The organism is Oleiagrimonas sp. MCCC 1A03011 (assembly GCF_003267965.1).
Taxonomy (GTDB): domain Bacteria; phylum Pseudomonadota; class Gammaproteobacteria; order Xanthomonadales; family Rhodanobacteraceae; genus Oleiagrimonas; species Oleiagrimonas citrea.
On the sequence record NZ_MSPY01000003.1, the window covers coordinates 122,827 to 143,759 of the forward strand.

Here is a 20,933-nt window from a genome sequence, read left to right on the forward strand (position 1 = left end):
GGGTATCAGTCAACGGCAGATGACGGCGGCATGCAAGTTACGCGGTGGAAGCGGTCGAGGGACGGATATTCACGAGTGTGACCACGGTCTCTGGGTCCGTCGCCGACCGCGCCGGTATACTGAGGTGCGCGAATACGGTGCACGCTCGCCGCGATCGCACAGGGGGAATGCCGGATCGTGGACAAGCACATCGACTTCCAGTCCTCGCCGCGCGTGGCCGCAGGCCGCGCGCAGGGCGGCCGTGCGAGTCAGCAGGATGCCTTCGTCTGCTTGCATGATGCGGCCGAGGACACCCTGCTGCTGGTGCTGGCCGACGGCATGGGCGGCGATGGCGCGGGAGAATTGGCGGCCGACGGCGTGGTCACGACCGCGCGTCGCCTGTGGAACCAGAAGGCGTGGTTGCAACAACCGGCCGCACTATTCCTGGAGCATCTGTGCATGGAAGCGCACGAGGAACTTCATCGCCGCCGGCTCGGTCTGAGCCAGGGCGAACCGCATTCGACCGTGGTGGCGTTGCTGCTTCGCGACGATCGCGCCAGTTGGGTGCATGTCGGCGACAGTCGCCTGTATCTGTTCCAGGGGGCACGCTGCCTGGCGCGGACGCGCGACCACAGTCTGGCCGAATGGCGTGTGCAGCGCGGTGAGCTGCTTCCGGAGGACGTCGCGAGCCACCCCGATCAGCACAAGCTGCTGCGCGGTCTGGGCGGCGACGAGCCGCCCGAGGTCGATCACGGCGGCGCCATGCTGCATGCGGGGCAGTCTTTCGCGCTGTGCAGCGACGGCGTCTGGGAAAACCTTACTGCGCAGGAGCTCGGGCGTCTGGTGACCCGCGACGATCAGTCGGAAGCGCTGCGTGAGGCGCTGACTTTGGCGGTCGAGCGAGGCGGTCGCGAAGGCGACAACGCGGCCCTGATTCTGGTGCGCGCGATGGATGCAGGACGTCTGCATCGCGCCGCAGTCAGTTTCTGGCTGCATGTTTCGGATCTTTTGAAAGGCCGTCGCCGCGATGCGGCGGCCTGATGCCATGAAAGGCATGGAGCACGTGGGACGTATGACATCGAGATCGAGGTTTCAGGGGCGATGCCGTCGCGTGGCGCGCGTTGCGCCGGCATGGATCGCATGCGCATGGCTGCTGGGAGGCTGTGCGCAGCTGCAGACGTTCAAGCGCAACGTCCTCGGTATTCACAAGCCCGAGGTCACGACCACGACGAGGCCCGCAGCGGCCAGACCACCGGTTGCGGTGCGGCATCCGGAATCGGTCGTGCCACTGAAGACGATCATCATGAAACAGCTTCAGGTTGGGCACTACGCAAAAGGGCGCAAGCAACTGCGGCGGTATCTGGAAGTGCATCCCGATGATCGCTATGCGCGCGATCTGTGGCGGCAGCTGACCGTGAATCCGAACAAGCTCCTGGGCGCGCACTCACGCATGCATGTGGTGCAGCCGGGCGAGTCCTACGGCACGCTGGCGGCGAAATACCTGGGCTCGGCGACGCGCTTCCTGGCGCTGGCCCGCTACAACCACGCTGACAATCCGTCGGTCCTGCAGCTCGGGCAGAAAGTCCGCGTGCCGGCCGACAGTCCGGCCAAGGTGCGCGCGACGATGGCCGCCGCGCCGGTCGAGAATCCCGAGCCGGCTCCTTCGAATGCCGCCGCCGCACCGGACGATGCCAGCGGACCGGTCGACCGCGCAGAGCAACTGCAGTCGCAGAGCCTTGCGCTGCTCCACGAGGGGCACAAAAAGCAAGCGCTGGATAGGTTGGGGCAGGCGCTCGATCTGGATCCGAAGCTGAAGCCTTCCGACCACGACGCAAGTACGCTGCGCAAGCAGCTGCTGACGTCCTACCACCAGCGCGCGATCGTGCTGTACCGCGATCAGAAACTGGATCCGGCGATTGCGCTGTGGAACCGGGTGCTGGCCATCGACCCGAACTACGAGCCGGCAATCGTCTACCGCGCTCGTGCGCGAGAATTGAAGAGTCGCCTGAAACAGCTCTGAGCGAGAACACGGGAAACGTTCAGGTTTCCGCGTTCTCGGGCGTTTCCTCGGGAACGGGGAGGATCTGCGTAGTCTGCACCGCGCGTTCGGCGGTGCGCCGTGGAGCATGCCGGTCGGAGGCGCGCAAGCGTGCGTGCAGTGACTGGTTCATGAGATTGAAGGCCGTGAACAGGCGTCCCAGTTCGTCTCGGCGAACCAGACGGATGCGGTATTTGAAGTCGCCGCGCGCGACGCGGAGCATGGCTTCGCTGAGCAGGTCCAGCAGAATCAGCGGACGACGGAACAGCCAGTAGGCGGCCCCGATCACGGCGATCAGCGTCACACCGAGCACGATCGCGATGACCCACAACGTTGTGTGCTGGGCTGCGACCAGCGGTGCGCTGCTGACGCCCAGCCGCAGGTGACCCACGACCTTGTCCTGATAGCGGATCGGCGTGGCGAACAGCAGCATGGCGTCGCGTTCGCCGTGGACATGGCTGTGGTAACTGTCGACTTCGTCCTCGCGCGACAGGTAATCGTCGGCATTCAGCGCGGGCAGGGGCTTGCCGACCTCGCTGCGAATCGTGCTCGCGATGGTCTGGCCGTCGCGCCCGGCGATGGCGATGTAGTGAATCTGGCGGTTGCGGGCGATGTCCTCGACCAGGGCGCGCGTCGCGGCGCGGTCGCCCAGGAGGAGATTCTCCGCCGATTCGTGCGCGATCATACGGCCGAGCGAACTGCCGTAGTCCAGCCCCAGTCCGGTCACAGCAGTTCGCTGCTTGCCGTAGATCGCGGCCAGTCCGACCAACAGCACCAGGGTGAGGGTGACGCCCAGCATGCTGGCCCAGCGCACCCGCAGCGAGATGATGCGGCCGGTCAGGGGATTTTCCTGCAGTCGTGCGTATTCGCGCTGCGCCAGTTTCAGGTCGTCGATGAGTTCGCGGGCGCTCTGGTAGCGCGCATCCGGTGCCTGAGCCAGCAGGGTGCGCACGATGCCGATCAGGATCGAGGGCGTGGACGGATCGCGCGGCTCGATGGATGGCTGCGGGTTGCGTTTGCGCTCCTTGACCAGGCGCTGCACGTCGCCGGTTTCCTGCCACGGAAGCTTGCCGGTGACCAGCCAGAACAGCACCACGCCCAGCGAAAACAGGTCGCTCCGCGCATCCGCGCGATGCCCTTCCAGTCGTTCCAGCGCCATGAAGGACGGCGTGCCGCCGATGACGCGTCGCTGTTCGCCGCCTTCGGCGTCGCGCGGCACGCCGCGGCGTTCGGCGATGCCGAAGTCGCTGAGCTTGGCGTGCTTCCAGCCCTCCATGAACATGATGTTCTCGGGCTTGATGTCGTGATGGACGATGCCTTCGCCATGCGCATAGTCCAGCGCGTCGGCGATCTGCACGGCCATGTTCATGATGACCGGAAGCGACGGCGGCCCCTCTTTTTCCACGCGTGTGGAAAGCGCGTCGCCGGTCAGGCGCTCCATGGCGATGTAGGGGCGGCCGTCATCGGTCTCGCCGGTATCGAAGATCGTGACCAGGTGCGGGTGGTTCAGATGGCCCGCCGCGCGTGCCTCGACCTGAAAGCGCCGCCGGTAGCCTGCGTCGGCGGCGACCTCGCGATGCAGGCACTTGATGGCCACCCTGCGTTCGATATCGGGGTCGAAGCCCGCATACACGACCGCCGAGGCACCTTCGCCGAGGATGCCCTCGATGCGGTAGCGGCCGACCTGTGCGGGCAGGGCTTCGTCGATCATCGAATCAGTGGGCGTACAGCCACCAGGCCAGGGCGGCGAGCCCCGCGACCACCAGTACGCCGGCGACGATGCGCAGCGTGCGCAGGCCGCCGAGCGGGCCGTTCTCGCGCGTGCGGAACACGAACTCCGCCTGGCCGAAGCGGATGCGGTCGCCGTGCTTGAGCACAGCGTCGTGGACGCGTTGATCGTTGACGAAGGTGCCGTTGGTCGACAGCGTGTTCATGATCACGTAGTGCCCGTTCTGATTCATGATCCAGGCATGCGAGGACGACACGCTGAGGTCGTCGATGACGATGTCGCTTTCTTCGTGCCGGCCGATGGTCTGGCGGCCCGCCCGCAGCGAGAAGCGCTTGCCCTCCATGCTGTCGCTCGCGCCTTGCAGCACGGGACGGTTGGCGCTGGCGCGGTCCAGTGCATCGTAGTGCGGGCCGCTGGCGGTATGGCGGCGCAGTTCCTCGGCGGAGAACAGCTGCGTGCCCTGCGGACCGGACGTGCGAGCGTGAGCGCCGCGTCGAGACGGGTCGGCGTGATTGTTCATGTGGCATCCCCCTGGACAGGTTGACCAATATACCTGTCTTGCACCGCCTTTCGCTGTGCCGCAATGCCGAATCGTCCAGCTTGGGACCTCGTGCACATTTGCTCGATGAGGCCGGCATGCTCGCATTCATGTGCGGACCGAGGAGCGTGAGGATTTCCATGGTCGAAAACGACAAAACCCGCCGGGAGGCGGGTTTTGTCGCGAATCGACGGGTTCGTCGTTCGAAATTTGGTGCCGAAGGTGGGACTCGAACCCACACTCTGTTTCCAGAAACGGATTTTGAATCCGTCGCGTCTACCAGTTCCGCCACTTCGGCGCGGTCGGCGAGTATGCCGCAAATCAGTGCAGTTGGTCGAGTGACAATGCGCGATCGCCGCGTTCGTACCATTGACCTTCGAGCGGCGCGAATACCGCGCACTGGGTCATCGGACCGGAATAGATGTGCAGACTCACCGCGACATCGTCTGCACTGGGATTGCGGATGGTGTGATATTCGTGCGGTGGAATCAGGCTTCCGGCGGAGCCGGGGCCGGCCTGGATCGCGCCGACGGAGTTGAAACGGTAGCGGCGTTCCTCGTGCTCCAGCAGTTCGTACTGGGTGATCTCCAGCGCGCCGCGCCAGACGCCTTCGACGCACCACATGCCGCTATGATCGTGGATCGGCGTGCCCTGGCCAGGGCCCCAGGTCATCGCGGTGACGCAGTAGCCGTGTTGCTCGCTGCGGTACAGCTCCCGCCGTGCGTAGTGCTCGGGATGCGCCTCGAACACGCAGGCAGGAAGTTCGACTTCCTGTTCGCGGATCAGGCGGCACAGCGTGTTGCGCAGTGCATCGGTGATTTCGGTCGTGGAAGCGTGGCTCACTGCATGGTCGAGTGCATCGACCAGGGTGCGGCAGCCGGGGAATTCGAGAGCGAGCATACGCGGAGTCATTGCTGGAAACGGTCGATCCATTCTAGCAGTGCTGCGCGTAGCGAACAGTCGAGCGCGGGCAGATGTTCGCACGCAGGGATGCTACCCTGTGCCGATTGACTACCTGTCATGACAGTTATTGTGGCCGAATCGCATTACCAACCGCCCAATCAGGTGCTGACGACGCTGGGTCTCTCCCTGGCCACGTTCATGCGTGTCCTGGACACGACCATCGCCAACGTATCGCTGCCGACTATCGCCGGCAATCTGGGCGTGAGCTACAACCAGAGCACCTGGGTCATCACCTCGTTCACGGTATGCATGGCGATCTCGCTGCCGCTGACGGGATTCCTGGCGCGGCGCTTCGGCGAGGTGAAGCTGTTCGTGTGGTGCACGCTGCTGTTCTCGATCACCTCGATGCTGTGCGGTTTGTCCGAGAGCATGGGCATGCTGCTGGTGTTCCGCGCCATCCAGGGCGCGGTGGCCGGGCCGATGTACCCGATCACACAGAGCCTGCTGATCGCGGTGTATCCGCCGGAAAAGCGCGGCATGGCGCTGGCGCTGATGGGCATGGTGACGGTGGTCGCACCGATCGTCGGCCCCACGCTCGGCGGCTGGATCACCGACACCTATTCGTGGCCGTGGATCTTCTTCATCAACGTGCCCATCGGCATCTTCGCCAGTGTGGTGATCGGCGCGCAGCTGGCCGGCAAGAAGGAAGTCACCGAGCGGCCGCGTGTGGACTACATCGGTCTGATCGCGCTGATCATCGGTGTCGGTTCGCTGCAGATCGTGCTGGACAAGGGCAACGATGCGGATTGGTTCAATTCGCCGTTCATCGTGATCATGACCATCGTCTCGGTCGTCGCGTTGATCGTGTTCGTGATCTGGGAGCTGACCGACCGCGAACCCATCGTCGATCTGCGCCTGTTCCGTCATCGCAACTTCGCGGCGGGTACGGTGCTGCTGATCCTGTCGTATTCGACTTTCTTTGCCATGGGCTTGCTGTTGCCGCTGTGGCTGCAGCGCACGCTGCATTACACGGCGAGCTGGGCAGGTCTGGCCGGCGCGTCCATCGGCATCATGCCGGTGCTGCTCACGTTCTTCGTCGGCAAGTACGCGCCGAGGACCGATCTGCGACTGGTCGCCGCGGCGGCTTTCGTCGTGCTGGGACTGACCTGCTTCGCGCAGTCGCAGTTCTACGTCGGCGTCGACTTCATGCACGTGGCCCTGGTGCGCGGCTTCCAGGGGCTCGGCGTGGCGCTGTTCTTCATGCCGGTGTTGACGATCCTGCTGTCCGACCTCAAGCCCAACGAGATCGCTTCCGGTTCCGGGCTTTCCACGTTCCTGCGCACGCTGGGCGGCAGCTTCGCGGCGTCGATCACGACTTTCGTCTGGGACCGGCGCGCCGTGGTTCACCACGCGCAGCTGGCCTCGCACATCACGCCCTACAATCCGACGGCGCGCGCCGCGCTGGAGGAAATGGGCAAAGGCGGACACGACACGCGGGCGGCGTTGATCCTGAACAGCGAAATCACGCGGCAGGGATTCCAGATGGCCTTCAACGACATCATGCACGTGCTGGGTTGGGTGTTCATCGCGTTGATCGCGGTGCTGTGGCTGACCAAGCCGCCCTTCCACGCCAAGTCGAATGCGGCCGCGGCCGAGGATTGAGCAGGGAACGGCGGCGCTGCCCGTGGAAGAGGGCGGCCGCGGAATGCGATTCCACTTTTCCGGGGCCGTGCATGGATGGACGGTAAGCGTTGCGCGGAGCCGCGTCCGGCGCTTGAGTGGCCTGCCTTGGCGCTCGATGTCGCGTCAGGAGTCGGAGTCAGCGTGGTAGACGATCGAGGAAGCCGCCGATGGCGGGACCGTAGTGCTCGATGTCGACCAGGAACGCATCGTGTCCCTGCGGCGAATCCAGCGCCACGAACTCGACGTCGGCTCCGGCATCTTCGAGGCCCTTGGCGATCTGTTCCTGCTGCTCCAGCGGGAACAGGATGTCCGTCGTGACGCCGATGACCAGTGCGCGTTCGATGCAGATGCGCTTGAGACCCTCGTGCACGCTGCCGTCGCCGTATTCGGCTACGTCGAACCAGTCGCTGGCGCGCGAGAGGTACAGGTAGCAATTGGGGTCGAAATGGCGCACGAACTTGCGCGAGTGGGCTTGCAGATAGGATTCGACCTGGAACTCGAAGCCGAACGGATTGCCAGGGCGCTCCTCGGGATCCAGCCGGATACGTGCGAACCGGCCGTTCCACTCCATGGCCGAACGATAAGTGATGACACCGAGCTTGCGCGCGATGCTCATGCCACGTTCGGGGTAGTCCTCGTCTGAATAGCGGCCTTCGTTCCAGTTGCGATCCAGCCGGATCGCCTCGCGCTGCAGCGAGCGGATGGCGATGGCGAAGGGTTGCGCCTGCGGTGCGGTGTCGACACTGATATGCGTGCTCACTGTGCCCGGATGCTGCAGCATGTAACCCAGTGCCGCCATGCCGCCCATCGAGCAGCCGATCAGGCAGGCCAGCCGTGTGATGCCCAGACTCTCGATCACGCAGTGCGCGGCGTTGGCGACGTCTTCCAGCGTCAGTTCGGGAAAATCCAGGCGGTACGGTTCGCCATTGTCCGGGTTGATCGAGGCCGGCCCGGTCGAGCCCTTGTCGCTGCCCAGCGAGTTCACGCAGACGACGAACCAGCGGTTCGTGTCGATGGGCTTGCCCGGGCCGATCATTGCTTCCCACCAGCCATCCGAGGGGTCGTCCTCGTTCGACGCGGCGTGCGCGCTGGGCGATAGGCCGGTGAGGATCAGGATGGCATTGCCCGCATCGTCATCAAGTGTGCCCCAGGTTTCGTAGGCGACATGCGCGTCATGCAGTTCGCCACCCCGCTTCATGGCGAAGGGCGAGGGCAGGTCGTGATAGCGGCGAGCATCGGCCATGCGAAATCCGGTTCGGCGGCAAAGCGGGCACTGTATATCGAGAGGCTGGGGAACCCAAAGCCCCGTGGATGAAGCGCGCCGAACGGGGCTTGTCCCGCTCGGCTTCAGTGCACGTGGTCGATGGTCACGTCGACGGGGGCCGCTGCATGAGTCGAGATCGGTCCCGCGCTGCCTTCGAGATCGCCGGCGGCGGCCGTCGGCTGACCACTGTGCGAGATGCGTGCGGTCACCATCACCTCGGGCACGCTGGACAGGCGCATGGCCGGAGTCATGCCCATGCCATCGGTGAGCATCACCGTGGTCGGCAGTGCGGAAGCCTTCAGGCGAATGACGGCCAGCGGCATCGGCGGGCCACGCTGTGCTTTGGCGAAGACATACAGGGTGTCGCCGGGCTTCACATGATCACGAAGCTTCGGGTCCAGGCGCACGCGCACGGCAATGTGCGCGCCTTCGTCCGCCTTCGCAGCAGCGGCAGCGCTTGTCGACGATGCCGGAGACGAGAGCAGCGCCATGGCCTGTTTCTGCGTCTTGCCGGCGGCGCGCGCATTGGCCATCGCGATCTGCTCCTTCACCGCCTGCGCCACTTTGGAGCCGGGTTGCAACAATGCCTGCAGCCGTCGCCAGGTCAGCACGGCGTCGGCGAAATGGCCATGCTGGTAGTCGCTGATGCCCAGCAGCCACAGCCCGCGCTGATTGCGCGGGTCGGCCTTGACCGCCCGTTGCAGCAGCGAACGGGCCTGCCCCTCGATGCGATGATCCGCGCGCGCCATCGCGTCGACCTCGACCCAGGCGATCATGATGTCGGCATTGTCGGGAGCCAGCTTGAGCGCCTTGCCGTAGGCATCGCGCGCCAGCGCCGGACGCTCGGTGCCGGCGTAGGTGCGGCCGAGCATCAGCCAGCCCTGCAGGTTGTCCGGGTGCTGTTTGAGTTCCGCGCGCAGCTTGGCGACGGCCTGGTCCAGCGTCATTTGTGGCTGCAGGGCGCTCTTGTTCAGCGCAGCCGGCGTGCCGACGTGCAGGTACAGGCCCAGTGCGGCCAGCGGCAGGGCAAACAGCACCAGCAGCGAGAGAACCAGCGCGTGACGCGGCTGCCCGCTGCGGCGGCCGCGACGCAGCATCGGCACCACGACCAGCGCCAGCGCGAGCAGGACCATCAGGGTGGCGACAAGGATGAATTCGGTCTTCACGAAGTCGGCTCCTGGCGACGGTCGGTGGAAAAACGGAAAGGCATCACCAGTCCTCGTCGTCGATGGGCGGCGGAGTCGCAGGGGCGGAGCGCGCACGCTTGCGCACGGTGAACAGCACGCCGGCGGCGCCGAGCAGCACAATCAGACCCGGACCGAACCACAGCAGCCAGGTGGACGGTTTCAGCGGTGGGTCGTACAGCACGTAGTCCGAGTAGCGGTCGACCAGATACTGCTTGATTTCGTCGTCGCTGCGGCCGTTCTGCATCTGCTCGTAGATGATGTGGCGCATCTGCTGCGCCAGTTCGGCCTGCGAGTCGAGCAGGCTCTCGTTCTGGCAGACCAGGCAGCGCAGTTCCCGTGTCAGGTGCTGGAAACGTAGCTCTTGCGCGCGGTCCTTGAATTTCAGCGGGTCGATGGCGTGCGCGGCGAAGGCCACGCACAGGCCCAGCAGCAGGAGCAGAACGTGCCGGCGTTTCATGGCGACTCCTGTTTTGGTGCGGCGTGCTTCAGCGCCTGGATCTTCGGTTCGAGCACGTCGGCGATGACCTGCGGCGTCAGCGGGCCGATGCGCTTGTAGCGGATGATGCCGTCGGCGTCGATGAGGAAAGTCTCCGGCGCGCCGTAGACGCCGAAGTCGATGGCGGTAGCGCCGCTGCGGTCGGTGACGACCATGCTGTACGGATTGCCGTGCTGCGCCAGCCAGGCCTTGGCGGCGTCCGGGTCGTCCTTGTAGTTGTAGCCGATCACCGGCACACCGAGCTGGCGCGCTTCCTGCATCAGCACCGGATGCTCCTCGCCGCAGGCGATGCACCAACTGGCGAAGACGTTGACCAGGTAAGGCTGCCCGAGCATTTCCGCCTTGCTCACGCGCGTGGACGGATCGTCCAGCAGCGGCAGGCTGAAGGCAGGCGCGGGCTTGCCGATCAGCGGTGAGGGCACTTCGCGCTGGTCGTGGCGTGTGTTCCACCACAGGCCGAAACCGAACAACACGGCCAGCAGTGCGAAACCGATCAGGGGCAGCGCGCGGTTCATGCCTGCGAGGCCTCCGCCTGCGGGTCCGCATTGACACTCGGCGCCGGGCGATCCGACGAGGCTTCGCGCCGCAGACGGAAGCGTCGATCCGCGGCGGCGAGGAAACCGCCGAGCATCATCAGGATGCCGCCGCCCCACAGCCAGCGCACGAAGGGCTTCACGTAGATGCGCATGGCCCAGGCGCCGTTGTCCAGCGGTTCGCCGAGGGCGACGTACAGATCGCGCATCGGACCGGCGTCGACGGCGGACTCGGTCTGCACCTGGCCGCGCTCGTAGGTGCGCTTCTGCGGGTGCAGCACGGTCAGCGGCTGGCCGTTCTTCAGCACCTGCACGGCGCCCTGGTCGGCTTTCCAGTTCGGGCCGGTGGTGTGTGTGACACCCTGGAAGCGGAAGCCGTAGGCGCCGATGGTCTCCGTCTGGCCGGGCGCCATGCGGATGTCGTGCTCGACGCTCAGCGCGGTGGTCAGCAGGACGCCGGCGAGAAACACGCCGACGCCGAAGTGCGCCACCAGCATGCCCAGCATCTCCGCCGGATAACGGCGTCCGCGCGGCGCTTCGCGCCAGCGCTTGCGGGCGAAGGCCAGCACGCCGTAGAACACGTAGATCGAAGCCAGCCCGCCGAGGATCGCGCGCCACGACGGCACGCCGCTCATGCGCGCGATGAACAGCACGCTGGCCAGCACGACCGCCGCGATCGCGGCCTGCAGCCCGATGCGCAGCAGCAGCCGGCCTTCGGCGCGGCCCCAGCGCGCGAACGGTCCCAGCGGCAGCAGCAGAATCGCCGGCGCCATCAGCAGAATGAACAGCGAACCGAAGTAGGGCGGACCGACCGAGATGCGGCCCCAATTGAAGGCGTCGCCGATCAGCGGGAACAGCGTGCCCAGCAACACCATGGCGGCGGCGCTGGTCAGCAGCAGGTTGACGATCAGCAGCAGCGTTTCGCGCGACAGCGGTGCGAACGGTTTGCCGCCGGCCACCTTCGGCGCGCGCAGCGCATATAGCAGCAGCGAGCCGCCGATGACGATGCACAGGTAGATCAGGATGAACACGCCACGTTTGGGATCGGCGGCGAACGAATGCACGCTGGTCAGCACGCCCGAGCGCACCAGGAAGGTGCCCAGCAGCGACAGCGAGAAGGCGAAGATCGACAGCAGCACCGTCCACGCTGGCAGCGAGCCGCGCTTCTCGGTGATGGCCTGCGAATGAATCAGCGCCGTGCCGACCAGCCACGGCATGAACGAGGCGTTCTCCACCGGGTCCCAGAACCACCAGCCGCCCCAGCCCAGTTCGGCATACGCCCACCAGCTGCCGGCGACGATGCCCAGCGTCAGGAAGCCCCAGGCGACGTTGGTCCACGGCCGCGCCCAGCGCACCCACTGCTTGTCCAGGCCGCCGCCGAGCAGCGCTGCGATGGAGAACGCGAACGCCACCGAGAAGCCCACGTAGCCCATGTACAGCACGGGCGGATGGAAGGTCATGCCGGGGTCTTGCAGCACCGGATTGAGATCGGCGCCATCCATCGGCGGCGGCAGCAGGCGCGTGAACGGGTTGGAGGTCAGCAGGATGAACAGCAGGAAGCCGACGCTGAGCAGACCCAGCACGCCTAGCACGCGTGCGTGGAAGACTTCGGGAAGCCGCGTGCCGAAGAGTGCCAGCGCCAGCGTCCACAGATTCAGAATCAGCATCCACAGCAGCATGGAGCCTTCATGTGCGCCCCAGACCGCGGCGAAGCGGTAGTACCACGGCAGCGCCAGGTTGGAATTGCTGGCGACGTAGGCGACGGAGAAATCGTAGGTCAGGAAGGCGTAGGCGAGCACGCCGAAAGCCAGCGCCACGAACACCGCCTGGCCGATGGCGGCCGGGCGCGCCACGGCCATCATCGCCGGACTGTCGCGCCAGGCGCCGATCAGCGGCAGCACGCCCTGCAGGGTAGCCAGAAGCAGCGCCAGGACCAGCGCGAATTGTCCGAGTTCGGGCAGCATCAGGAGCCTCCCTTCGGATGCGCCATGTGCTTGGGATCGGCGCGTCCCGCCGCCTGCGCCTTGCGGATGGCGTCGGCTACTTCCTTGGGCATGTAGGTCTCGTCGTGTTTGGCCAGCACCTCGGTGCCGACGAAATGGTGGCCGTCCATGTGTCCGGTGACGATCACGCTCTGTCCCTCGCGGAACAGGTCGGGAAGAATCCCGGTGTAGACCACCGGCATGTCGTGGAACCGGTCGGTGACGGTGAATTGCACCTTCAGCGAGTGGCCGTCGCGCACAACGGAATGTTCCTTGACCACGCCGCCCAGGCGGAACTGGTGGTGCGGAGGCGCCTTGCCGGCATCGATCTCCGTCGGCGAGTACAGATAGTTCATGTTCTGCTGCAGGGCGAACACGGTCAGGCTGATCGCCACCGCGGCGGCCGCGATCACGAGCAGGACGATGATGAGTCGGCGTTTGCGCTTGGGATTCATGAGTCGAGTGGCGTCGTGGTCGGACCGGAATCGTCCGACGGGGAGCGTTGTGCGGCCTTGCGGGCCTCGCGCGCCTTTTGACGCTGCATGCGCGCATGCAGTTCCCGCAGCACGCGGCGACGGCGCAGATTGGGCGCGAAGAAGTCGATCAGCAGCACGACGAAGAACACGGCATAGGCCGGCCAGACGTACGCGGCGTAGCCGCCCATGTGCAGGAAGGCTTCCATGTCAGCGGCCCTCCCGCTCGGCCAGGGCGCGCACCCACTGCTTGCCGCTTTCCAGCGACAGCAGATCGGTGCGCACGCGACCGCACAGGCTGGCAGCCCAGTAGAACTTGCTCGCCAGCATCATCACCAGCAGCGGCCACAGCATGTCGGCTTCCATCTTGGATGGACCGAACAGCCGCACGGTGGTGCCCTGGTGCAGGGTGTGCCACCACTGCACGGAGTAGTGCACGATCGGCAGGTTGATGACGCCGACCAGCACCAGGAAAGCGGCCGCGCGCGCGCCCTGACGGCGATCCTCGAAGGCGTGGTACAGCCCGATCACGCCCAGGTACAGGAACAGCAGCACCAGCTCGGAGGTCAGGCGCGCGTCCCAGGTCCACCAGGTGCCCCAGGTCGGGTAGCCCCAGATCGAGCCGGTGACCAGAGTGATGAAGGTGAACGCCGCGCCGATCGGCGCCGACTGCATGGCCACCGATTCGGCCAGTTTCAGTCGCCAGACCACGGCAATGAAGCCGGCCACGGCCATCACGCCGTAGATGAACAGGCTCATCTCCGCGCTGGGCACGTGGATGTAGATGATCCGGAAGGCGTCGCCCTGCTGGTAGTCGGCCGGTGCGGTGACCAGACCGCCATACAGGCCCACGGCGGTCAGGATCAAGGCCAGCGCGATGCACCACGGCCGCAGCACGGACGCGAACCGGTAGAAGGTCGGCGGCGAACTGAGCTGATGCATCCACAGCGGAATCCATTTCATGTCAGCGCACCTTCGCGACGTCGTCCATGGTGGAAGGAGGGGGTGAAATCATGCATCGATGGCGATTCTCAGGGCGGCGGCGCAGGCCAGCGGCGCCAGGATCAGCATCAGTGCCAGCGCGGCGCCCAACCAGGCGATCGGCGCAATCCACGGGAGTCCCTCTTGGGCCGCGGACACGGCGCCGGCAGCGAAGATGACCACCGGCACGCAGAGCGGCAGCAGCATCAGCGCCAGCAGCATACCAGAGCGTCGGGTACCCGCCGTCAGCGCCACCAGTACCGAGCCGAGCAGGCTCAGCAGTGGCGTCGCCACCAGCAGGGCGAGGACCAGCACCGCGTTGGCATGCGTGGGCAGATGCAACATCGAGGCCAGGATCGGCGCGATCACGATCAGCGGCAGCGCCGTCGACACCCAGTGCGCGAGGATCTTCATGCCCAGCAGCAGCGCCAGTGGCTGCGGCGCCAGCATCAGCTGCTCCAGCGAGCCGTCCTCCAGGTCCGGCCGGAACAGGGCGTCGAAGGCCAGCAGCATCGCCAGCAGCACCGTGACCAGCACCACGCCGCCGGCCACGCGTGCCAGCAGGTCGTCGTTCGGACCGAGCGCGAAGGGGAACAGTGTGGTGACGATCAGCGCGTAGAGCACCGGCAGGGCGATGTCGCCTCGACGGCGCCAGGCCAGCAGCAGGTCGCGGCGCAACACGGCGACGCAGGCGGCACGCAACGAACCGGGCATCATGCGCTCAGCCTCAATCGGCGCGGTTCGCCGTGCAGGAACGTGACCGCGCCGTGGCTGGTGACCATGGCCGCGCCGCCTTCGGCGACATGGCGCTCGATCAGGCGGTTGACCAGGGCGATGCCTTCGCGGTCGAGGTTGGCGAACGGCTCGTCCAGCAGCCAGATGTCGGCGGGCACGAGCAGCAGTCGCGCCAGCGCCGAACGTTTCTTCTGTCCGGCCGAAAGCTGGCGCACGGGTTCGTGTTCGTAGCCCTGCAGGCCGACGGTGTGTAGCGCCTGCTGCGGCGTGATCGCTTCGCGGCAGCCGTAGAGGCCGATGGCGATGCGCAGGTTTTCCAGCGGCGAGAGATCGGCCTTCAGCCCGAGGTGGTGGGCGAGAAACAGCAGGCGACCGCGCGCCAGGTCGCGATCCAGCGGCGCGCCATCCAGGTACAGCGTGCCCTCGTCGGCGTGCAGCAGGCCGACGACGACGCGCATCAGCGTGGTCTTGCCGCTGCCGTTGTCGCCCTCGACCAGCACCACTTCGCCCGCGCGAAGCGCGAAGTCGAGCGGGCCGAACACCGGCTCGTCCTGACGCAGAAACGTCAGATCCCGTGCCGCGAGCAGGGCGGATGGCGAGTTCTCTGCTGTCATGGCGATCCCGCAGTCAATCGCGCGATTGTCCCAGCGGGCGCGGTGCCTGTCCATGCGACGGCTGGCCGCGTTGTCGAAAAGCTTTTCCGAAGCGCTGCACAGACTGCTGGCGGATGGCCCGTTCCGATGTTCTGGTCCCGGACATCATGGGTGGGTCCGCTCGGGTGGTCCGATGGCGGCGCAGCGTTCCTCCAGGAAGGCACGCAGCCGATGCACCGCCGGGCTGAGCAGTCGGCGGTCCGGACTCACCAGGTGCAGTGGGGCAAGGTCTCCACGCCAGGTCGGGCACAGGACCACCAGCCGTTTCGCAGCCACGTCGGCGGACACATCCAGCCAGGACTTGTACGCGATGCCGAGACCGTCCAGCGCCCAGCCGCGCACCACGTTGCCGTCGTCACTGACGCGATCGCCGTGGATGCCGACGTTGCAGACGCGACCGTCCGGCGCGGTGAAGCGCCAGTGCGTCCGCAATTCGTCGCTGAGCAGGAAGCGCAGACAGTTGTGCTCGCTCAGTTCCGCAGGCGACTTCGGCGTGCCGGTCCGAGCCAGGTAGTCGGGCGATGCGCACAGCACACGCCGGTTGTCCGGCGCCAGCGGCAGCGCGATCAGGGACGAGTCGGGGGGCTCGCCGTAGCGCAGCGCGACATCCATGGGCTGGCGGTACACGTCCGCGAGGCGGTCCGATAGCTGCAGTCGCAGCTGCAGCCGCGGATGCTGCTGAAGAAAGGTATCCAGCCATGGACGCAGGCGCTGGTGGCCGAAATCCGAAGGCGCGGAAATGCGCAGTTCACCGCGCAGCTCGGCACGGTCGCCGCGCAGTGCTTCGCGCCCCTCGTCGAGACTGCGCAGCGCCTCGCGTGCATGCTGCAGAAAGCGCTCGCCTTCGAGCGTCAGTCGCAGGCTGCGTGTGGAACGCACGAACAGCTGCGCTTCGAGTTCGGCTTCCAGTCGCTTCAGCGCCGCGCTGGCAACGGCCGGACTGGTGTCCAGCGCGCGGGCAGCGGCGGAGAGGCTGCCCAGCTCGGCGGTGCTGAGGAATAGGCGGAGGTCGGCGAGCGCTTTCATATTCAAAAAAATATTGAAACTGAAACTCTGTATGCGCTGTTTTTCATGCCTGTGCAAGTTTTCATACTGAGCGTCCCTGCTCGCCGACCCCGTTTCCCATGTCTGCCGAAATGCCTTCCACGCCCCTTTGGCGCTTCGATCACGTCCAGCTTTTCGCCGGCGCCGAAAGTCCGCTCGATCGCTTGTTCATCGAAGTGATGAGCTTGCGGGAAGGCGCCCGCCCGCCGTTCCCGTTTCCGGGGCAGTGGCTGTACGCGGGCAATCAGGCCGTGATGCACGTGATCGCGGACCGGCATGCGGGCAAGGCCGTGCGTTTCGGACACATCGCGTTCCGCACCGAGCTTGCCGCCGAGGCCGTGGTCGAACGACTGAATCGAGCCGGGTTTGTCCACGACGTTTCGATCGTGCCCGCATCCGGCGATGCGCAGTTGTTCGTGTCGCTGCCGGGAGGCTTGGTCGTCGAGCTGGATGCACCGGTCCGGTCCAGATCAGCCTGAGTTTTCGTTCGCTTCCACTTCCTTATCCATTCCCGATGACGAGGAATCATCATGTCCGATTCGCCCCTGTTTGAACCCTTTTCGCTCGGAAGCGTGTCGATGCCGAACCGCATCGTCATGGCGCCGATGACGCGCGCGCGCAGTACGCAACCCGGTGATGTGCCCAACGCACTGAACGCGACGTACTACGCGCAGCGCGCCAGCGCGGGACTGATCGTCAGCGAGGCCACGCAGATCTCGCCGCAAGGCAAGGGCTATTCGTTCACGCCGGGCATTCACAGCCCGGTTCAGGTGGACGGTTGGCGCGGTGTCACGGATGCCGTGCATGCCGCAGGCGGACGCATCTTTCTGCAGCTGTGGCATGTGGGTCGGATGTCGCATCCTGATTTCCACGACGGCGCGCTGCCGGTCGCACCGTCGGCGGTGCCGTTCGAAGGGAGCATCTGGAAGGTCGATCCGGCGACCGGCGAAGGCGGCATGGTGGCGTGCCCCGTTCCGCGCGCGCTGACTCGCGAGGAGATCGCATCCATCGTAAACGACTTTGCCGCCGGCGCGCGCCGCGCTATCGAGGCGGGCTTCGACGGGGTGGAGATCCACGGCGCCAACGGTTACCTGATCGACCAGTTCCTGCGCACGTCCTCGAATCGACGGCAGGATGAGTATGGCGGTTCGCGAAGCGGTCGTCTGCGTTTCCTGCGCGAGGTCGTCGACGCGGTGGTCGATGCGGTCGACGCATCGCGCGTCGGCATCCGCCTTGCCCCGTTCCTGACGGCGCGCGGCATGGCCTGTCCGGACATCCTGCCGACGCTGCTGGAGGCGGCCGATCATCTGCAGGCGCGCGGACTGGCTTATCTGCATCTGGTCGAGGCCGACTGGGACGACGCGCCGCAGTTCACGGAGGCGTTCCGGAAGGCGGTCCGCGCCCGTTTCGGCGGCGCGATCATCGTTGCTGGAAAGTACGACCGCGGCCGCGCCGAAGCGATTCTTCGCAGCGGGTATGCCGACCTGGTGGCGTTCGGGCGTCCGTTCGTCGCCAATCCCGACCTCCCGCGGCGCCTGGCCGAAGGACTTCCTTTGGCGGATTTCGATCCGGGCTCGCTGTTTGGCGGCGATGCCCGTGGATACACCGATTACCCATTCCTGCAAAGGGCCGGCACAGAGCAGGCCGAGGAGATTTCAGCATGAAAGCCATTGGTTACCGTCAACCGCTTCCGATCGATCACGCGGACGCCCTGATCGATCTGGAGCTTCCCGCGCCCGAGCCGGGGGCTCGCGACCTGTTGGTCGAGGTGCATGCCGTGTCGGTCAATCCGGTCGACGTCAAAGTGCGCGCCAAGAGCGCGCCCGGCGAAGGGCAGGACGCCAGGGTCCTGGGCTGGGATGTGGCCGGCGTGGTGCGCGAGACCGGGTCCGACGTGTCCCTGTTCAAGCCGGGTGACAAGGTCTGGTACGCGGGTTCGATCGCGCGTCCCGGTGGCAACAGCGAGCTGCATGCCGTCGATGAACGCATCGTCGGCCGGATGCCGAAAACGCTGGGTTTTGCCGAGGCGGCCGCGCTTCCGCTGACGGCGATCACCGCCTGGGAGCTGCTGTTCGATCGCCTTGGCGTGGCGCGCGACGGCGGCGAAGGACAGTCGTTGCTGATCGTGGGCGCGGCCGGCGGTGTCGGTTCGATCCTGGTGCAGCTGGCGCGCACGCTGACGCGCCTGCGCGTGATCGGTACGGCCTCGCGTGCACAGACGCGCCAGTGGGTGGCCGAACTGGGCGCCCATGACGTGATCGATCACGGGCGTCCGCTGTCCGAGGAGCTGGCACGCATCGGTGTCGCGAGCGTCGGTCGGATCGCGAGTCTCACGCACACCGATGCGCACTATCCGGAGCTGGTGAAGGCGCTGGCGGCGCAGGGCCAGCTCGCGTTGATCGACGACCCGGAACATCTCGATGCCATGCCGCTCAAGACCAAATCGGCATCGCTGCATTGGGAAATGATGTTCGCCCGGTCGCTTTTCGAAACGCCGGACATGATCGAACAGCACCATCTGCTGAACGCGGTATCCGAACTGATCGAAAGCGGTCAGCTGCGCACCACGCTCGGCGAACACTTCGGCGAGATCAACGCCCGGAATCTGCGCCGTGCGCACGCATTGATCGAGAGCGGCAGGGCGATGGGCAAGATCGTGCTGGAAGGGTTCGGCGGTTAGGTCGGAGCGGTCGAATGCGCCGTTCGCGGTGCATCGCAGGATGATTGCTGGCGAGTGCCATGCATGTCAGGGCCGATCATCGATCGCGGGAAGGCATGATGTGAGACGAACGCGACGCGAGAGCGTGTCGCGTTCTTCTCTCAGGGCCGCTCGTCGACGGTGTGCTGAACCCATTGCGCCCAATGCAGTTCAGCACACGCCGCGCCGCGACCGCGCACGATGGCGAGTTGATTGAAACGCTGCATCAGGGAGTCGAGAAGGGCGAAGTCTGCACCGATCACGAACAAACTCGGTTCGCGCCAGCTGCCGAGTGCGCCACAGGCGGCGCGGAGTGTGGCGTCGGGCGCCTCTTTGCGCAGCGCATCGCGCAACTGGCGCATGGCCCGGCGATTACTCTCGCGCGGCCGAGTCCGGCCGTGCGGGTTGCACGCCGTCACGAAGCCCCATGCCGTGTCTGGCTCTGGCAGCATGTTCAACAGCGCCTGTGGCAGGGGGTTGTCGACTCGGATCACGGCCACGCCACCCTCCCCGAGCCGCACGCGATAACTCGTGCGCCGGAAGATTTCATTCAAGGGATGGGAGGACGGCATGGCCTTTCAGCCACGCAGCGCCGGAAGCGGCGGCAGCGTGGCGCGCAGGGTACGCTCGGCGGCATCGAGATCGAGGCCGTCGAGAGACGTGCGCGCGCCCAGCAATTGATCCAGCAGCGCGCGCTGGGCGCGGCCGCGCTCGAACGCGTAGGCGTAAGGCAGGTGGGTGAACGTGACCATGCGGTAGCGCGGCATGAAGTGCGTCGGCGCGCGCGCGGCGAGCTGCTGGCCCAGCGCGCGTTGCAGCAGGTAGTGCGGGTCGGCGACCGAGTCGCGCATCTCGATGTAGTTTTCCAGCGCCATCGCGGCGATGGCGTCGGTGTCGGGCTTGCGCTGCGCCTGAAAAGCTGCGAACACCGCTTCGACATCGGCATCTTCCGCATCGGCGAGCATCGGCGCCAATGCGGCCGCATCCTCGAATCCGGCGTTCATGCCCTGACCGTGGAACGGCACGATGGCGTGCGAGGCGTCGCCGATCAGCAGCGCCTTGCCGCCCAGATGCCAGCGGTCCAGATACAGTGTGCCCAGCGTGCCGACCGGATTGGCGTCGAAGTCCGCGCGCAGCGCCGGAATCAGCGGCAGTGCGTCGGGGAACTGTTCACGGAACAGGGCTTCGGCTGCGTCGGCGTCGGTCACCGTGGCGAAACTGGGCGCGGCGCCCTCGTTGGGCAGGAACAGTGTGACGGTGAAGCTGCCTTCGTCGTTGGGCAGGGCGATGCACATGTAGCCGCCGCGCGGCCAGATGTGCAGGGCGTGGGGTTCGATCGCGAATCGACCTTCCGCATCGATGGCTTCGGGACGCTGCCCATCGGGGAATTGTGCCGGCGGCGGGATTTCCAGTTCCTTGTAGCCGTGACCGAGCATGTCGGTGCGCTCGCCGAGCGCTTCCACCCGTGACATCGCTGCGCGTACCGCCGAACCGGCGCCGTCCGCGCCGATGGTGATGGGGGCACCGATACGGCGGTGCGTGCCGTCGGTATGCCGCAGCTCGAGTTCGCCGAGCGCGAAGTCCGCGTCGACCAATGCCTGATCGAAATGCAGCTCGGCTCCGGCGCGTTCGGCTGCATCCAGCAGCAGCATGTTCAGTCCGCCACGCGACACCGACCAGATCACCTCGCTGTCATCCACGCCGTAACGTTGCAGGTTGGTGTGTCCATCGTGGTCATGGATCATGCGTCCACGCATCATGACCGCCTGCTTCATGACCGCGACTTCCAGGCCCGCCGCGCGCAGGGCATTGAGGCCGCGTTCGGCCAGTGCGAGGTTGATCGAGCGCCCACCGAGGAACCCCGCCTGGCGCGGGTCGGGACGCTTCTCGATCAAACGTATTTCGCGGCCACTTCGGCTGAGCAGCGTTGCCAGCAGCGCGCCGACCAAACCGGCGCCGACAATGGTGATCGGGGAGCGATGCATGCGCGAATTCCGTGCGGGTCAGTCCGTGACTG

The 20,933-nt window shown here is 66.1% G+C and carries 22 protein-coding genes and 1 tRNA gene; 6 read left to right on the top strand and 17 right to left on the bottom strand.

What is annotated here, in order from left to right:
• Positions 1 to 177: 177 nt before the first annotated feature.
• Both BTJ49_RS07085 and BTJ49_RS07090 read left to right on the top strand, forming a co-directional pair.
• Positions 178 to 1,020: a PP2C family serine/threonine-protein phosphatase gene (locus tag BTJ49_RS07085; protein WP_168184690.1), complete on the top strand. Its 843-nt coding sequence runs from the start codon at positions 178 to 180 to the stop codon at positions 1,018 to 1,020.
• A 262-nt stretch (positions 1,021 to 1,282) separates the two neighbouring features.
• A complete protein-coding gene (locus BTJ49_RS07090) occupies positions 1,283 to 1,999 on the top strand; it encodes a LysM domain-containing protein (protein ID WP_113065080.1) in 717 nt (238 codons plus the stop codon).
• Between the two features lie 19 nt (positions 2,000 to 2,018).
• On the opposite strand, the gene BTJ49_RS07095 is transcribed toward BTJ49_RS07090, so the two are convergent.
• The 4 genes from BTJ49_RS07095 to BTJ49_RS07110 all read right to left on the bottom strand — a co-directional run bounded on the left by BTJ49_RS07095 (position 2,019) and on the right by BTJ49_RS07110 (position 5,184).
• Positions 2,019 to 3,728, bottom strand: coding sequence for a protein kinase (locus tag BTJ49_RS07095; protein ID WP_113064695.1), 1,710 nt, complete (start codon positions 3,726 to 3,728; stop codon positions 2,019 to 2,021).
• 4 nt (positions 3,729 to 3,732) lie between these two features.
• Positions 3,733 to 4,266 carry an FHA domain-containing protein gene (locus BTJ49_RS07100; protein ID WP_113064696.1) on the bottom strand — a complete coding sequence of 178 codons (534 nt, stop codon included), beginning with the start codon at positions 4,264 to 4,266 and terminating at the stop codon, positions 3,733 to 3,735.
• A gap of 229 nt (positions 4,267 to 4,495) precedes the next feature.
• A tRNA-Leu gene (locus BTJ49_RS07105) sits at positions 4,496 to 4,582 on the bottom strand.
• Between the two features lie 23 nt (positions 4,583 to 4,605).
• Complete coding sequence (locus BTJ49_RS07110; RefSeq protein WP_113064697.1) at positions 4,606 to 5,184, bottom strand: cysteine dioxygenase family protein; 579 nt, start codon at positions 5,182 to 5,184, stop codon at positions 4,606 to 4,608.
• A 120-nt stretch (positions 5,185 to 5,304) separates the two neighbouring features.
• Between BTJ49_RS07110 and BTJ49_RS07115 the strand changes: the two genes are divergently transcribed.
• The gene (locus BTJ49_RS07115; protein WP_113064698.1) at positions 5,305 to 6,849 is read left to right on the top strand and encodes a DHA2 family efflux MFS transporter permease subunit; all 1,545 of its coding nucleotides are present in this window, start codon (positions 5,305 to 5,307) and stop codon (positions 6,847 to 6,849) included.
• Positions 6,850 to 7,006: 157 nt separating this feature from the next.
• Here BTJ49_RS07115 and BTJ49_RS07120 read toward each other — a convergent pair whose 3' ends face one another.
• The 11 genes from BTJ49_RS07120 to BTJ49_RS07170 all read right to left on the bottom strand — a co-directional run bounded on the left by BTJ49_RS07120 (position 7,007) and on the right by BTJ49_RS07170 (position 16,200).
• The gene (locus BTJ49_RS07120) at positions 7,007 to 8,113 is read right to left on the bottom strand and encodes a homoserine O-acetyltransferase (RefSeq protein ID WP_113064699.1); all 1,107 of its coding nucleotides are present in this window, start codon (positions 8,111 to 8,113) and stop codon (positions 7,007 to 7,009) included.
• A 104-nt stretch (positions 8,114 to 8,217) separates the two neighbouring features.
• Positions 8,218 to 9,300, bottom strand: a complete 1,083-nt coding sequence (locus BTJ49_RS07125; protein ID WP_113064700.1) for a tetratricopeptide repeat protein — start codon at positions 9,298 to 9,300, stop codon at positions 8,218 to 8,220.
• Between the two features lie 43 nt (positions 9,301 to 9,343).
• On the bottom strand, positions 9,344 to 9,778 hold the full coding sequence (locus BTJ49_RS07130; RefSeq protein WP_113064701.1) for a cytochrome c-type biogenesis protein: 435 nt from the start codon (positions 9,776 to 9,778) through the stop codon (positions 9,344 to 9,346).
• Entirely contained in the window at positions 9,775 to 10,332 is a 558-nt protein-coding gene (locus tag BTJ49_RS07135; protein WP_113064702.1) for a DsbE family thiol:disulfide interchange protein, read from the bottom strand. Before BTJ49_RS07135 ends, BTJ49_RS07130 begins: the two co-directional genes overlap by 4 nt.
• Positions 10,329 to 12,314: a heme lyase CcmF/NrfE family subunit gene (locus BTJ49_RS07140; protein ID WP_113064703.1), complete on the bottom strand. Its 1,986-nt coding sequence runs from the start codon at positions 12,312 to 12,314 to the stop codon at positions 10,329 to 10,331. Before BTJ49_RS07140 ends, BTJ49_RS07135 begins: the two co-directional genes overlap by 4 nt.
• Positions 12,314 to 12,787, bottom strand: a complete 474-nt coding sequence (gene ccmE, locus BTJ49_RS07145) for a cytochrome c maturation protein CcmE (RefSeq protein ID WP_113064704.1) — start codon at positions 12,785 to 12,787, stop codon at positions 12,314 to 12,316. The genes BTJ49_RS07140 and ccmE overlap by 1 nt, the downstream gene beginning before the upstream one ends.
• Complete coding sequence (gene ccmD / locus BTJ49_RS07150; protein WP_113064705.1) at positions 12,784 to 13,014, bottom strand: heme exporter protein CcmD; 231 nt, start codon at positions 13,012 to 13,014, stop codon at positions 12,784 to 12,786. Before ccmD ends, ccmE begins: the two co-directional genes overlap by 4 nt.
• Position 13,015: 1 nt before the next feature.
• A complete protein-coding gene (locus BTJ49_RS07155) occupies positions 13,016 to 13,768 on the bottom strand; it encodes a heme ABC transporter permease (RefSeq protein ID WP_113064706.1) in 753 nt (250 codons plus the stop codon).
• Between the two features lie 48 nt (positions 13,769 to 13,816).
• Complete coding sequence (ccmB, locus tag BTJ49_RS07160) at positions 13,817 to 14,503, bottom strand: heme exporter protein CcmB (RefSeq protein WP_113064707.1); 687 nt, start codon at positions 14,501 to 14,503, stop codon at positions 13,817 to 13,819.
• The gene (ccmA, locus tag BTJ49_RS07165) at positions 14,500 to 15,135 is read right to left on the bottom strand and encodes a cytochrome c biogenesis heme-transporting ATPase CcmA (RefSeq protein WP_113065081.1); all 636 of its coding nucleotides are present in this window, start codon (positions 15,133 to 15,135) and stop codon (positions 14,500 to 14,502) included. Before ccmA ends, ccmB begins: the two co-directional genes overlap by 4 nt.
• Positions 15,136 to 15,279: 144 nt before the next feature.
• Entirely contained in the window at positions 15,280 to 16,200 is a 921-nt protein-coding gene (locus BTJ49_RS07170) for a LysR family transcriptional regulator (RefSeq protein ID WP_113064708.1), read from the bottom strand.
• A 182-nt stretch (positions 16,201 to 16,382) separates the two neighbouring features.
• On the opposite strand from BTJ49_RS07170, the gene BTJ49_RS07175 reads away from it, so the two are divergent.
• From BTJ49_RS07175 to BTJ49_RS07185, 3 genes are read left to right on the top strand one after another with little or no spacing between them, the layout of a single operon-like run.
• Positions 16,383 to 16,697, top strand: a complete 315-nt coding sequence (locus BTJ49_RS07175) for a hypothetical protein (RefSeq protein ID WP_113065082.1) — start codon at positions 16,383 to 16,385, stop codon at positions 16,695 to 16,697.
• Between the two features lie 51 nt (positions 16,698 to 16,748).
• Entirely contained in the window at positions 16,749 to 17,882 is a 1,134-nt protein-coding gene (locus BTJ49_RS07180) for an alkene reductase (protein WP_206098381.1), read from the top strand.
• Positions 17,879 to 18,898, top strand: a complete 1,020-nt coding sequence (locus BTJ49_RS07185; RefSeq protein WP_113064710.1) for a zinc-binding alcohol dehydrogenase family protein — start codon at positions 17,879 to 17,881, stop codon at positions 18,896 to 18,898. Before BTJ49_RS07180 ends, BTJ49_RS07185 begins: the two co-directional genes overlap by 4 nt.
• A 140-nt stretch (positions 18,899 to 19,038) precedes the next feature.
• Here the strand turns inward: BTJ49_RS07185 and BTJ49_RS07190 are convergent, their stop codons facing one another.
• Both BTJ49_RS07190 and BTJ49_RS07195 read right to left on the bottom strand, forming a co-directional pair.
• Positions 19,039 to 19,416: a DUF3293 domain-containing protein gene (locus BTJ49_RS07190; protein ID WP_240601765.1), complete on the bottom strand. Its 378-nt coding sequence runs from the start codon at positions 19,414 to 19,416 to the stop codon at positions 19,039 to 19,041.
• A gap of 78 nt (positions 19,417 to 19,494) precedes the next feature.
• Complete coding sequence (locus tag BTJ49_RS07195) at positions 19,495 to 20,901, bottom strand: NAD(P)/FAD-dependent oxidoreductase (RefSeq protein ID WP_113064712.1); 1,407 nt, start codon at positions 20,899 to 20,901, stop codon at positions 19,495 to 19,497.
• Between the last annotated feature and the right edge of the window lie 32 nt (positions 20,902 to 20,933).

What these genes read in the sequence shown, in the direction of transcription:
- BTJ49_RS07090 (WP_113065080.1), top strand. Translation starts at nt 1,283, where the DNA reads ATGAAACAGCTTCAGGTTGGGCACTACGCAAAAGGGCGCAAGCAACTG.
- BTJ49_RS07095 (WP_113064695.1), bottom strand. Translation starts at nt 3,728, where the DNA reads ATGATCGACGAAGCCCTGCCCGCACAGGTCGGCCGCTACCGCATCGAG.
- BTJ49_RS07100 (WP_113064696.1), bottom strand. Translation starts at nt 4,266, where the DNA reads ATGAACAATCACGCCGACCCGTCTCGACGCGGCGCTCACGCTCGCACG.
- BTJ49_RS07110 (WP_113064697.1), bottom strand. Translation starts at nt 5,184, where the DNA reads ATGCTCGCTCTCGAATTCCCCGGCTGCCGCACCCTGGTCGATGCACTC.
- BTJ49_RS07115 (WP_113064698.1), top strand. Translation starts at nt 5,305, where the DNA reads ATGACAGTTATTGTGGCCGAATCGCATTACCAACCGCCCAATCAGGTG.
- BTJ49_RS07120 (WP_113064699.1), bottom strand. Translation starts at nt 8,113, where the DNA reads ATGGCCGATGCTCGCCGCTATCACGACCTGCCCTCGCCCTTCGCCATG.
- BTJ49_RS07130 (WP_113064701.1), bottom strand. Translation starts at nt 9,778, where the DNA reads ATGAAACGCCGGCACGTTCTGCTCCTGCTGCTGGGCCTGTGCGTGGCC.
- BTJ49_RS07135 (WP_113064702.1), bottom strand. Translation starts at nt 10,332, where the DNA reads ATGAACCGCGCGCTGCCCCTGATCGGTTTCGCACTGCTGGCCGTGTTG.
- BTJ49_RS07140 (WP_113064703.1), bottom strand. Translation starts at nt 12,314, where the DNA reads ATGCTGCCCGAACTCGGACAATTCGCGCTGGTCCTGGCGCTGCTTCTG.
- ccmE (WP_113064704.1), bottom strand. Translation starts at nt 12,787, where the DNA reads ATGAATCCCAAGCGCAAACGCCGACTCATCATCGTCCTGCTCGTGATC.
- ccmD (WP_113064705.1), bottom strand. Translation starts at nt 13,014, where the DNA reads ATGGAAGCCTTCCTGCACATGGGCGGCTACGCCGCGTACGTCTGGCCG.
- BTJ49_RS07155 (WP_113064706.1), bottom strand. Translation starts at nt 13,768, where the DNA reads ATGAAATGGATTCCGCTGTGGATGCATCAGCTCAGTTCGCCGCCGACC.
- ccmB (WP_113064707.1), bottom strand. Translation starts at nt 14,503, where the DNA reads ATGATGCCCGGTTCGTTGCGTGCCGCCTGCGTCGCCGTGTTGCGCCGC.
- ccmA (WP_113065081.1), bottom strand. Translation starts at nt 15,135, where the DNA reads ATGACAGCAGAGAACTCGCCATCCGCCCTGCTCGCGGCACGGGATCTG.
- BTJ49_RS07170 (WP_113064708.1), bottom strand. Translation starts at nt 16,200, where the DNA reads ATGAAAGCGCTCGCCGACCTCCGCCTATTCCTCAGCACCGCCGAGCTG.
- BTJ49_RS07180 (WP_206098381.1), top strand. Translation starts at nt 16,749, where the DNA reads ATGTCCGATTCGCCCCTGTTTGAACCCTTTTCGCTCGGAAGCGTGTCG.
- BTJ49_RS07185 (WP_113064710.1), top strand. Translation starts at nt 17,879, where the DNA reads ATGAAAGCCATTGGTTACCGTCAACCGCTTCCGATCGATCACGCGGAC.
- BTJ49_RS07195 (WP_113064712.1), bottom strand. Translation starts at nt 20,901, where the DNA reads ATGCATCGCTCCCCGATCACCATTGTCGGCGCCGGTTTGGTCGGCGCG.